Annotated in this window: 10 protein-coding genes; all 10 read left to right on the top strand. The window is 37.2% G+C overall.

Annotation, left to right across the window (positions count from 1 at the left end; all coding sequences use genetic code 11):
• The first annotated feature begins 82 nt into the window (after positions 1-82).
• The 10 genes from putP to ACQKNC_RS11880 all read left to right on the top strand — a co-directional run bounded on the left by putP (position 83) and on the right by ACQKNC_RS11880 (position 12,558).
• A complete protein-coding gene (gene putP, locus ACQKNC_RS11925) occupies positions 83-1,570 on the top strand; it encodes a sodium/proline symporter PutP (RefSeq protein WP_427425063.1) in 1,488 nt (495 codons plus the stop codon).
• Positions 1,571-1,707: 137 nt separating this feature from the next.
• Positions 1,708-2,994: a GTPase HflX gene (hflX, locus tag ACQKNC_RS11920; protein ID WP_427425062.1), complete on the top strand. Its 1,287-nt coding sequence runs from the start codon at positions 1,708-1,710 to the stop codon at positions 2,992-2,994.
• 408 nt (positions 2,995-3,402) lie between these two features.
• Positions 3,403-4,890 (top strand): peptide MFS transporter, encoded by a 1,488-nt coding sequence (locus ACQKNC_RS11915; RefSeq protein ID WP_427425061.1) that lies wholly within the window; start codon positions 3,403-3,405, stop codon positions 4,888-4,890.
• Positions 4,891-5,287: 397 nt separating this feature from the next.
• Positions 5,288-6,433, top strand: coding sequence for a M20 peptidase aminoacylase family protein (locus ACQKNC_RS11910; RefSeq protein ID WP_427425060.1), 1,146 nt, complete (start codon positions 5,288-5,290; stop codon positions 6,431-6,433).
• Positions 6,433-7,257, top strand: a complete 825-nt coding sequence (locus ACQKNC_RS11905; RefSeq protein ID WP_427425059.1) for a GNAT family N-acetyltransferase — start codon at positions 6,433-6,435, stop codon at positions 7,255-7,257. Before ACQKNC_RS11910 ends, ACQKNC_RS11905 begins: the two co-directional genes overlap by 1 nt.
• A gap of 22 nt (positions 7,258-7,279) precedes the next feature.
• Positions 7,280-8,386, top strand: coding sequence for an o-succinylbenzoate synthase (menC, locus tag ACQKNC_RS11900; protein WP_427425058.1), 1,107 nt, complete (start codon positions 7,280-7,282; stop codon positions 8,384-8,386).
• A 106-nt stretch (positions 8,387-8,492) separates the two neighbouring features.
• Entirely contained in the window at positions 8,493-9,545 is a 1,053-nt protein-coding gene (locus tag ACQKNC_RS11895; protein WP_427425057.1) for a YkvI family membrane protein, read from the top strand.
• 358 nt (positions 9,546-9,903) lie between these two features.
• Complete coding sequence (locus ACQKNC_RS11890) at positions 9,904-10,854, top strand: ABC transporter permease (RefSeq protein WP_427425056.1); 951 nt, start codon at positions 9,904-9,906, stop codon at positions 10,852-10,854.
• On the top strand, positions 10,847-11,800 hold the full coding sequence (locus ACQKNC_RS11885) for an iron chelate uptake ABC transporter family permease subunit (protein ID WP_427425055.1): 954 nt from the start codon (positions 10,847-10,849) through the stop codon (positions 11,798-11,800). The genes ACQKNC_RS11890 and ACQKNC_RS11885 overlap by 8 nt, the downstream gene beginning before the upstream one ends.
• A complete protein-coding gene (locus tag ACQKNC_RS11880) occupies positions 11,797-12,558 on the top strand; it encodes an ABC transporter ATP-binding protein (RefSeq protein WP_427425054.1) in 762 nt (253 codons plus the stop codon). Before ACQKNC_RS11885 ends, ACQKNC_RS11880 begins: the two co-directional genes overlap by 4 nt.
• Positions 12,559-12,591: the final 33 nt, after the last annotated feature.

The following is a 12,591-nucleotide window of genomic DNA, read 5'->3' as shown; positions in this document are numbered from 1 at the left end:
TTATAGGGTATCTTGTATATTTGTGGTATTTTAATTATACTGACATTTTAATAAGACTAAAGGGGAATTAGGGGGGGGAAATATGTCTGCAAACATGTATCAATTACTTGCGATTATTATTTATATGATCGCCATGTTAGGAATCGGTTGGTATGCATTTGTTAAAACATCGAATTTAACGGATTACATGCTCGGTGGGCGTTCACTAGGCCCTGCTGTTACAGCGCTGAGTGCAGGTGCAGCAGATATGTCTGGCTGGCTGTTAATGGGTTTACCGGGTGCAATCTATTTAGCTGGACTTTCAAAGGCTTGGATTGCCATTGGTTTAACAATTGGCGCATATTTGAACTGGCTATTAGTAGCACCGAGATTACGTGTATATACACAAGTTACTAATGACTCAATTACTATTCCGAGTTATTTAGATAATCGTTTACGTGACAATACAAAGCTAATTAGAATTGCGTCAGGTATAATTATTTTAATCTTCTTTACATTTTATGTTTCTTCAGGAATGGTTGCAGGTGGCAAATTTTTTGATAGTTCGTTTGGCTATGAATACCATACTGGCTTATTAATTGTATCTGCTGTTGTTGTAGCATACACATTGTTTGGAGGATTTTTAGCAGTTAGTTATACAGACTTTTTACAGGGACTTATTATGTTTTTAGCACTTATTGCTGTACCGTTATTTGGATTGTCTTTAACAGGTGGAATTGGAGACACGATAGCATCCATTAAAGCTGTAAATCCTGATCATCTGAACTTATTGTCTTCAAATGCAACTGCAGCAGTCATTATTTCATCACTTGCATGGGGGCTAGGCTATTTTGGACAGCCACATATTATCGTACGCTTTATGGCTATTAGCTCAGTTAAAGAAACAAAGCAAGCTCGTCGTATCGGTATTGGTTGGATGATGTTAAGTTTATTCGGAGCGATTGCAACAGCTTTAGTAGGTGTGGCTTATTATGAGCAAAATGCAGGTGAACTAAAAGACGCTGAGACAGTATTTATTGTACTTGGGCAAATCTTATTCCATCCATTTATTGCAGGTATAATGCTAGCAGCCATTTTAGCTGCAGTAATGAGTACAATTTCATCGCAATTAATTGTTACTTCGTCAGCGCTTGTGGAAGATATTTATAAAGCTTTATTTAATAAAACAGCAGATGATAAACATTATGTCTTTATTGGCCGTGCCTCAGTTTTAGTTGTAGCTATTGTAGCGGGGATTTTGGCATGGAATCCAGATAGTTCAATTTTAGACTTAGTGGGGTTTGCTTGGGCTGGTTTCGGTGCAGCGTTCGGTCCTGTAATATTGCTGTCACTGTACTGGAGGAAATTAACGAATTACGGAGCGCTCAGTGGGATGGTAGCCGGTGCTGCAACTGCCTTTATTTGGGGAAGGATAAAGTTCTTATCTGATACATTATATGAGATTGTTCCAGGCTTCTTAGTATGCTTAATCGTTGCGGTTATTGTCAGCATTTTGACATATAAACCGAATAAAGACATTGAAGAAGAATTCAATCGCACTGAAGTATTACTAAAAGAAGAACGTAAGTAAATGAATGAAGTGCGCCTTTTGCATAGAAGGCGCATTTTTTATGATGTATATGTTAAACGACACGAATTTGGACATTATATGGTAAGATGAAGAAAATTTGTCGTAATAGCATCAGGGCATTGGTGGGAGGTTTGTGGATGGATAGAATTAAAGAAGTAGATATATTGTTGGAAAAAGCTGTTTTAGTTGGTGTGAATTTACGGAATGATGAGCATTTTGATTATTCAATGGAGGAGCTTAAAAATTTAGCTGAAGCTTTAAATGTTGAAGTTGTCGGTACTGTTACACAAAATTTAGAGCGCATTACACCATCTCATTATGTTGGTACTGGTAAAATTGAAGAAATAAAAAACTTTTATGATGAAGCACAAGCAAATTTAGTGATTTTTAATGATGAATTGTCACCTTCACAAATCCGTAACTTAGAGCGCGATTTAGAGACTAAGGTTATTGATAGAACGATGTTAATTTTAGATATTTTTGGACGTCGTGCTAAAACACGTGAAGCACAGATGCAAGTCGAACTAGCACAATTGCAATATATGCTACCCCGTTTAGTCGGCTTGCATGCATCACTCAGCCGTCAAGGTGGTGGCACAGGTGGTGGCTTTAAAAACCGAGGTGCTGGTGAGACAAAGCTCGAGCTAGATCGTCGAAAAATTGAGGATCAGATTGCGAAAATAAAGAAGGACCTAGAGCATGTAAAGGAGCAACGAGAGACGCAGCGTAAACAACGACGTAAAAATGCCGTCCCTGTCGTTTCCATTGTTGGCTATACGAATGCTGGTAAGTCAACCATTATGAATCAGCTACTTACGAAAATAGGGCAGGAAGATCATAAACAAGTGTTTGAGAAGGATATGCTTTTTGCCACACTTGAAACATCTGTCCGTCAAATAGAATTACCTGATAAAAAGACATTTTTATTAACAGATACAGTTGGTTTCGTTAGCAAATTACCACATCATCTAGTGAAGGCATTCCGTTCAACACTAGAAGAGGCTCGTGATGCGGACTTATTACTCCATGTTGTAGATGTATCCAATTCAGAGCATGGCTTTATGATGGAAGTAACAAATGAAACACTCAAAGCAGTTGGTGTTGAAGGGATACCGACAATTTATGTGTATAATAAAGCCGATATAGCAGACGTTCCATACCCTGTTATTAGCGGTGATAATATTTGGATTTCAGCGAAGCAAGGGATTGGATTAGAGGAATTACTGCAAATGATACGTCAGCATATTTTCTCTGATTATGTAACATGTAAAATGCTCATTCCGTATGAACAGGGAAATATCGTGTCTTATTTAAATGAATATGCCTCTGTCTATGAAACAGCATATGAAGAAAATGGTACTCTGCTAAAGATAGAGATAAAAGAAGCGGATTATGCAAAATATCAACAATATGTAATTAAATGATCAATCGCATCATTATTCTAAAAGAGCATGCTAGAAGCACTTCGTGTGTCTAGCATGCTTTTTTGTAATCGAAAAAGCGAATTTATATCGTTGTAGATGAAATTATAGATAATCCTAGCTTATTTGTTAAAAAAAAAATAATCTGATTATAAAATATTTTAGAATAATTTTAGGGTGGATTGTAATTTAGTAGATATCAAATAGTGAGAAAACTTAGGAATATCAACAGGTTTGGTATAATTCTATTAATTTTGTTCTGAATTTAAGGAAAATTGATAAAGTTCCAACATTTTTTAAAACTCTTGAAAAAGTTTTTAAAACGCTTTAGTATGATGAAATAAAGTTTTTATCCTTACTTTTGGGTAATAATATTTTTATTAAATAATGAAATTGGGAGAGGATATTGTTATGTCTACTAAAGATGAAATTGTTAAATCCGTCCCTCAAAATGGCTTTGTCGGACACCCTAAAGGGCTCTTTACATTATTTTTCACAGAATTTTGGGAACGATTTTCATACTACGGTATGCGAGCGATTCTTATATTCTTTATGTATTATGAATTACATGAAGGTGGTCTTGGTATAGATCGTGGGACAGCTAACTCGATTATGGCTATCTACGGATCACTGGTTTACATGTCAGGGATAATCGGTGGTTGGATTGCTGACCGAATACTAGGTACACGTAGAACCATTTTTTATGGTGGCGTGTTCATTATGTTTGGTCATTTACTGCTAGCTTTACCTGGTGGCGTGGGTATGTTATTTGCTTCAATGGCCTTTATTGTCATTGGGACAGGCTTATTAAAACCGAACGTTTCAAGTATTGTCGGAGATATTTATGCTGAAACAGATAGTCGCCGAGATGCAGGTTTTTCAATTTTCTATATGGGTATCAACATGGGATCATTCCTTGCACCATTAATTGTCGGAACAATTGGACAAAAGTATAATTTCCACCTTGGCTTTGGATTAGCAGGGTTAGGTATGTTTTTTGGTTTAGTTATTTTTAAATTAACAGAGAAGAAAAATTTAGGATTAGCAGGGTTACAGGTAAACAACCCGTTAAAGCCTGAAGAACGCAAAAAAGTCTTTACGCGATTTGGGATTCTAGCTCTACTTATTATTATTGTTGGAGCAATTGGTATCAAAACTGGCGTACTGACAATGAATGTTTTTAGTTTAATTATTACAACGCTAGGTGTTTTAATTCCAACAGTGTTCTTTATTTATATGTATCGCAGTGAGAAAACAACGAAGGATGAGAAGTCTCGCTTGCTCGCTTATATTCCTTTGTTTTTATCGGCTGTAATGTTTTGGGCAATCCAAGAACAAGGGGCAACTATTTTAGCAACGTATGCGGATAAACGTACGCAATTAGATATTGGTGGTTTCCATATCGAATCTTCTTGGTTCCAATCGTTAAACCCTTTATTCGTCGTTACGATGGCTCCGTTATTTGCCACGTTATGGTTGAAGTGGGGAGATAAGCAACCATCTACACCGCGTAAATTTGCTTATGCATTATTCTTTGCGGGATTGTCATTCATAGTGATGATGGTTCCAGCGTATTTATCTGGTGGGGAAAATTTAGTAAATCCATTGTGGTTAGTATTATCATTCTTTTTAGTTGTAGTTGGGGAGTTATTATTATCGCCAGTAGGGTTGTCAGCTACTACAAAATTGGCTCCGAAGGCTTTTGCTGCACAAACGATGTCACTTTGGTTCTTAACAAGCGCAGCAGCACAAGCGATCAACGCACAACTTGTAAAAGTCTATGAAGTTGTAAGCGAATTCACATACTTCGGCTTCTTAGGTGCATTATCCGTTGTTTTAGGGATTATAATATTAATACTTTCGCCAATTATTTCAAAGGCAATGCGAGGTATTAATTAATCAAAGAATGCAAGTACAGTTATTCAAATAACTGTACTTGCATCTTTTTTTGTACCAAGAAATATTTTGTTGATACTTTGCTCATCATTAATATGTGGTTGATTTCCGTTCCGGATAGGCTCTTTGACGCTGACGCTTTGCTTTCGCGCAGATAAACCATTGTTGCTGGCTTCGCTTTCCTGTAATCAGCATCTTTCTAATCAATAAAAATGAATAAGAGGTGGTTAATTAACCAACCTAGTTCTTATGTTTCGATATACAGATTATCTACAATCGGAAAGCGATATGCTGTAACATACCGGTTAATTTGCTGAATGCGGGATGTTTCTTTGTAGAAAAGTTTTTATTTTCATTTATAATAATCTCAATAGTATGATAATTTAAGGGGTTGGTTGCTATGAAGGAAGCTTTGAGCCATTTGAGACCAAGATTAATGGAGATTTTCACGTATTTGCACGCGAATCCAGAAATAAGCTGGCATGAGGTAGAAACAACAAATTATATTTTTGACTTACTAACACGTGAAGGTTTTTCGCCAATACGTTTTAAAAACAGTACAGGGCTTTATGTTGACGTAGGAAATGGTAATCCTAAAGTCGGTTTGCGTACAGACATTGATGCGTTATGGCAGGAGGTAGATGGTGAATTTCGTGCGAATCACTCCTGTGGCCATGACGGACACATGACGATGGGAATCGGTGCTCTATTACTTTTGAAAGAGCTTGCTCCATCGTTTAACGGTACAATTCGTGTGATTTTTCAACCAGCTGAAGAAAAAGGAACAGGCGCTTTATCCGTCTTAAAAGAAGGAATCATTGATGATTTAGACTTTTTATTTGGTGTCCATGTAAGACCAGTACATGAGCTTGAAGACGGTACATATTGTGCCGCGTTGCATCATGGAGCCTCTCGATTGCTTGAGGGGGAAATCATTGGAGAAGATGCCCATGCTGCAAGACCACATCTTGGCGTGAATGCCATTGAAGTAGGAGCAAATATTATCGAAGATTTAAGAACGATTCATACAGATCCAATGATTCCTGTATCAATTAAGATGACAAAATTCCAAGCAGGAGGGGAATCGGGCAATATTATTCCTGGGAGTGCATCGTTCACCATTGATATACGAGCTCAACAAAATGATGTAATGGATGCACTTGCACAGGGAGTAAAAAGGGTTATTGATTCTTCTAAGGTCTTGCATAAAGTACAGATTGAATTACGTACAGTAGCAAATATAGTAGCTGCTGAGGTAGACCCGACTGCTCAATATCTTATGGAGCAAGCGATTGTGCAAGCAACAGGGTTATCGAATTTAAGAAAGCCAGTTCATACACCTGGGGGAGAAGATTTTCATCATTATGCTGTTCAACGCCCGCATTTAAAATCTACGATGTTAGGCTTAGGCTGTGGGCTGACACCAGGACTACATCATCCGAAGATGAGATTTAAGCAGGCGAGGCTTGTAACGGGGGTAGAAATCCTTACAAGAGCAGTATTGTTAGCGTTGGAAACTGGGGATAAAAAGGAGGGGACAGCGTAATGTTAGAGCGAGTACGTATTCAAAAAATAATGACACCTACAGATATTGCAGAAGTACAAATTTTGAACGAAAGTATTTGGGGGAGTCAGGCTATTCCTTCGCATCAATTATTAGCAGCAGTACAAAATGGTGGATTAGTTCTTGGGGCATTTTTAGACGAAAAACTGATTGGCTTTAACTACTGCTTTGTTGGCTATCGACATGGAAAAATGTACTTACATTCACACATGATTGGTGTGGAGAAAACATATCGTGAACAAGGTGTAGGTGAATTATTAAAGCATGCTCAGCAGGAATATGCAAAAGAACATGGGTTTCAACTTGTGATTTGGCTATTTGATCCATTAGAAGCATGTATGGCTAATTTATCATTTTTGAAGCTCAATGCCTTTAGTTTTCAGTATGAAAATGATTATTATGGTCCGCTCAAGGATGATTTTAACGATGGGCTACCTTCAGATCGAATTGCTGTAGAATGGTGGATTGAACGCGATCGAGTGGAGGATTCCCTGGATGAACTGGAAGAAGGAGCTGAAGAAATTGTACCGTGGACTTTAACGGTTGATGGCTTACCAGTGCTTGATATTGATGGTGAGTTTCAGCGAGAGCAATTATATTATAAGGACGCCTATTTATTGCCCATTCCTCAATATTTACAAAAGATGAAGGTAGAAAGTCCTAAGCTTGCAGAGGACTGGCGTTATAAAGTCCGTACTATTTTAACGACATTATTTGAACAAAATTATGCAATTGTTCGAATGAAAAAGCACAATGAATATGTTCATAGCTATCTATTAGTCAGACGCTCCTTATTAGCTTTATAATAAGGATAAGGAGTGAAATCTTTTGAAACTAGAACAGATTACAGTTAGACATATAAAAATGCCTATGAAAGCACCTTTTACAACGAGTTTTGGCACAATTGATGAAAAAGAACTCTTACTTATAGAGGCGATAGATAAATCAGGAACTGTAGGATGGGGAGAAGCTGTAGCCTTTGTAGCCCCTTGGTATACCGAGGAAACTTTAAAAACAACATGGCATATGCTTGAAGACTTTTTGATCCCTATCTTGTTACATAAAGAGATTGGGCATCCAGACGAAGTAAGTGCTTTGTTTTCCTCTATTCGTCGTAATTGTATGGCGAAGTCCTCTATTGAAGGAGCTATTTGGGATATTTATGCTCAACAAACAAAACAATCACTTGCTCAAGCGTTAGGTGGAGATAAGAAGCAAATAGAGGTAGGCGTTAGCGTAGGTATTCAATCTTCCACAGAAGCATTAATTGATTTATTAAAAGGCCACATAAATAAAGGCTATAAACGAGTTAAAGTGAAAATTAAGCCTGGCCACGATGTAGAAGTTATTCGTGCTATTCGAACTGAAATGCCAGATTTGCCATTGATGGTAGATGCTAATTCTGCTTATACATTGAACGATATGGATGTATTGCAGCAACTTGACGCATTTAATCTATTAATGATTGAGCAGCCATTAGCTGTAGATGATATTGTCGATCATGCTAAGTTACAGCGAAAGTTAAAAACGCCTATTTGTTTAGATGAAAGCATCACCTCCTATGAAGATGCTCGAAAAGCGATAGAGCTTGGTAGTTGTGGTGTTATCAATATCAAAATAGGACGTGTTGGCGGTTTAACAGAAGCAAGAAGAATTCATGATCTATGTAAGGAAAATAATATTCCTGTTTGGTGTGGTGGTATGTTAGAGGCGGGAATCGGACGAGCGCATAATATTGCATTAACATCGCTCTCTAATTTTGTATTGCCTGGGGATACTGCGGGCTCTAGTCATTATTGGTATGAGGATATCATTACACCTGAAGTAGTTGTAGAGGATGGGTATATTCGTGTGCCACAATCGGCCGGAATTGGATATACACCTAATATGAAAGTAATTGATAAGTTAACAATCAGTAAGAAGGTCTATCAATAATAGGTTCATCACCAAATGTTGTGGCTGACTTTTGGTAAAACGTCTACTATGCAAATACACGTTTTGGTGATAGTCCTAATAATAGGATAAACAGGGAGAGAACTGATTGAAAAAAAGTTTGCAAATCGGTGGTGCCTATGTAGGAATTATCGTCGGTGCGGGATTTGCATCAGGACAGGAAATTGTACTATATTTTACGAGCTATGGCTTTCATGGGATTTATGGTGCTCTTATTGCTACATTTGGATTTGCTTTAGTAGGAATGTGCATTGCTCAAATTAGCTCAAGGTTGCGTACGACATCGCACAAGGATTTAATTTATCAAATTTCAGGTAATGCTGTAGGTTTGGTGATGGATTATTTATTGTCGCTCTTCTTATTCGGGGTAGCAGTAATCATGTTTGCAGGAGCGGGTGCTACGTTTCATCAAATGTTTGGACTACCGGTTTGGTTGGGGAGCATTTGTATGATTGTCCTTACTATCGCGACAGTTATGATGAATGTGAAGAGTATTATAAACATTATTGCTATTGCTACACCCTATTTGCTAGCAATTGTATCGATAATAGCTGTCTATTCATTAGCCACGATGGATTTAACCTTTGTTGAACAAGCTGTTATTGCACAACAAGCACAAGTAAGTTCTAAAAGCTGGTGGGTTACTGCTTTACTGTATTTGTCTTTTAATATAGGTGTATGTTTTTCACTTTTAACTGTTATGTGTGGATCTATTCGCAATGAAAAAGTGGCAGGGATGGGAGGCATTATTGGTGGGATGTTGCTCGGAGCATTAATTCTACTTATTAACCTGTCTCTTCTTGCAAAAATGAATGTAATCGTTGGTATGGATATACCGATGTTAGCTTTAGCAAATGAAATTCATCCTTTAATCGGTCTGTTGATGTCCATTTCCTTATTAGGAATGATTTATAATACAGCAGTGGGGATGTTCTATTCATTTATGGTAAGATTTCTAAAACCTAATAAGGCCAGTTTTAAGGTAACGGCCGTTTTTATCGGTGGTTTGGGCTTTTTAGCAAGTCTTGCTGGTTTTACGACGCTTGTAGCCAAGCTATATGCTGTGATGGGGTATGTTGGTTTTATATTAATAGTTTTAATTATTTTTGCATGGTTAAAAGGTGTTCGGCGAATAGCTTAACTTCTTTCAGCAAGTGTTTTGGTAGCGAAGGCGAAGTGACAACAACACACGACTGAGGATGCAATTATGCCGAGGCATAATAGATTTTAATAAGGTAATTGAGAAAAAATTAGTATTTTATTCTCAATTACCTTTTTATTTTTGTAAAAAATGTAGAGATATTTAACTTTGAGGAATAACAGAAAATGTGGATATCCTTTTGAGAATGCTTGTTTTTTAAGAATTCGTAAATAAAACGAGAATAATTCTCAATTACAGGTTGACTGATAATGAAAACGCGCTTATAATGAGAATCGTGAGCAATGATAATCATTTTCAGTGAGAATTACGATCAAAAATGAATCTACCGGGGATTACAATGAAAAAAAGATATCTTTTAACAGCAACTGTTGTGCTGTCTATAGTTTCACTATTTATCGGAGTAGTTGATATTAAACCGAGTGATCTATTAGACTTCGAATCAGAAGAAACTAGACTATTTTTTATTAGTCGTATACCGAGACTTGTAGCAATTTTGTTAGCAGGTGCAGGTATGAGTATTGCTGGTTTAATTATGCAAAGCTTAAGTAGGAATAAGTTCGTGTCACCAACGACAGCAGGTACATTAGATGCTACAAAGTTGGGGGTACTAATTTCGATGATGTTTTTCACAAATGTCACGTACTTTCAAAAAATTTCCTTCGCTTTCATATTTGCTTTAGCCGGCACGTTATTGTTTATGCAAATATTAAATCGAATAAAGTTTAAAGATGCGATCTTTATTCCGCTTATTGGCTTAATGTTTGGGAATATCCTTTCTTCAATTACAACGTTCTTTGCGTATAAGGCGGATATTATCCAAAACATTTCTGCATGGTTACAGGGAGATTTTTCATTAATGATGAAAGGTCGTTATGAGCTTTTATACATAAGTGTACCCGTGCTGATTTTAGCTTACATTTATGCGAGTCGCTTTACAGTGGCAGGAATGGGTGAGGATTTTGCAAAAAATCTAGGTCTTTCCTATAAATTCGTTGTGAATTTAGGTTTAGTGTTAGTAGCACTTATTTCGACGACGGTGGTGCTAACAGTTGGTGTGATACCGTTCCTTGGTTTAATCATTCCAAATATTGTTTCGCTGTTCAAAGGGGATAACCTTGCTAAAACATTACCTCATACAGCATTGCTGGGTATGTCGTTCTTATTACTCTGCGACATTATAGGGCGTGTACTGATTTTCCCTTATGAAATTCCGATTAGTATGACTGTCGGTGTCATCGGAAGTGCGATCTTCCTAACTATGTTGTTTAGGGGGAAAGCATATGCGTAATCGTACTAAAATGTTGATTTTACTAAGTCTTGCAGTAACTTCTATCTTACTGTATGTATTTTATGAACTTAATGGTAACTATCATTATGCGTTCCCTCGCCGCCTTATTAAAGTGGTAGCGATGTCGTTAACGGGGATTGCGATTGCTTATTCCACTGTAGTCTTTCAAACGATTACACATAACCGTATTTTAACGCCAAGTGTAATGGGACTTGATGCATTATATATGATGGTTCAAACGTTCATCTATTTCTTCTTTGGATCTATGTCGATATTCGTTATTAATGCCAAATACAATTTCTTACTAGCTGTTTTAGCTATGATTGTCTTTGCGGTGATTTTTTATCGCGTATTGTTCAAGGAAGGAAAACGTCCGATTTATTTCTTGCTGCTTGTCGGTATGATTGTCGGAACATTTTTAGGAAGCGTAACGACGTTCTTTCAAGTGTTGATAGACCCGAATGAATTTTTAAGCTTACAAAGTAAAATGTTTGCAAGCTTCAACAATGTCAATTCAGATTTAGTATGGCTTGCAGCTGTTGTCATTATTATTACCTTTATTTATGGCTGGCGTCACATGAACCAATTAGACGTAATGGCGCTTGGACGTGATACAGCGATTAACTTAGGGGTACCGTATGACAAGCTTGTACAGCGAATGCTCATATTATCTTCGGTGTTAATTGCTGTTTCTACAGCTCTTGTTGGACCAATTACGTTCTTTGGCTTAATCGTGGCAAATTTATCGTATCAATTTTTCAAGACGTACAAGCACTCTGTCATAATCGCAGGTTCTTGTGTCATGAGTATTGTAGCTTTAGTCGGTGGACAGTGGATGGTCGAACGTATTTTTAATTTCGATACAACACTAAGCGTTATTATAAACTTCGTAGGTGGCGTGTACTTCATCTACTTATTATTGAAGGAAAGTAGGTCAGCAGGATGATCCAAGTAAAAGAAATCTCTAAGTTTTTTGGGAAAAAACCGGTCATTCAAGATGTCAGTGTCGACGTTGCACCAGGGAAAATTACGTCTTTTATTGGACCAAATGGCGCAGGTAAATCAACATTGCTTTCAATGGTAAGCCGTTTACTTAATGCAGACACTGGAGAAGTATTACTCGATAAATCAGATGTACGTCGTTGGAAATCGGACGATTTTGCGAAGCGAGTATCAATTTTAAAACAGTCAAATTATATGAATGTACGCCTAACAATTCGTGAGCTTGTTTCATTTGGGCGTTTCCCGTATTCGAAAGGAAATTTGAAGCCTGAGGATGAGCTAAAGATAGATGAAGCAATTCAATATATGAATTTGGAGGATATTCAGCACAATTATTTGGATGAATTATCAGGTGGTCAGCGTCAACGTGCATTTATCGCAATGGTTATTGCACAGGATACAGATTATATTTTACTTGATGAGCCACTTAATAATTTAGACATGAAGCACTCTGTGCAAATCATGAAAATTTTGCGTAAGCTCGTTGATGAGCTTGGGAAAACGGTTGTCATCGTGTTACACGATATTAACTTTGCATCCGTATACTCTGATCATATTGTCGCATTAAAAAATGGTCGTGTTGTCAAAGACGGCCCTACAAATGACATCATCAACTCTGATGCGCTTAAGGAAATCTATGATATGGATATCCCCGTGCAAGAACAGAATGGTTGTCGCATTTGTGTGTATTTTAACTCTTAGAAAAGCAATAGATGGAATTGTCTAAATAAATAA

The sequence above is a fragment of the Lysinibacillus sp. NPDC094177 genome, assembly GCF_050279145.1.
Classification (GTDB): Bacteria; Bacillota; Bacilli; order Bacillales_A; family Planococcaceae; genus Lysinibacillus.
This window is presented reverse-complemented; position numbering and strand designations above follow the sequence as displayed.

Bases quoted from the DNA above. Each gene is read 5' to 3' on its own strand.
- ACQKNC_RS11890 (WP_427425056.1), top strand. From the start codon at position 9,904: ATGAAAAAAAGATATCTTTTAACAGCAACTGTTGTGCTGTCTATAGTT.
- ACQKNC_RS11905 (WP_427425059.1), top strand. From the start codon at position 6,433: ATGTTAGAGCGAGTACGTATTCAAAAAATAATGACACCTACAGATATT.
- ACQKNC_RS11910 (WP_427425060.1), top strand. From the start codon at position 5,288: ATGAAGGAAGCTTTGAGCCATTTGAGACCAAGATTAATGGAGATTTTC.
- putP (WP_427425063.1), top strand. From the start codon at position 83: ATGTCTGCAAACATGTATCAATTACTTGCGATTATTATTTATATGATC.
- ACQKNC_RS11915 (WP_427425061.1), top strand. From the start codon at position 3,403: ATGTCTACTAAAGATGAAATTGTTAAATCCGTCCCTCAAAATGGCTTT.
- hflX (WP_427425062.1), top strand. From the start codon at position 1,708: ATGGATAGAATTAAAGAAGTAGATATATTGTTGGAAAAAGCTGTTTTA.
- ACQKNC_RS11885 (WP_427425055.1), top strand. From the start codon at position 10,847: ATGCGTAATCGTACTAAAATGTTGATTTTACTAAGTCTTGCAGTAACT.
- ACQKNC_RS11880 (WP_427425054.1), top strand. From the start codon at position 11,797: ATGATCCAAGTAAAAGAAATCTCTAAGTTTTTTGGGAAAAAACCGGTC.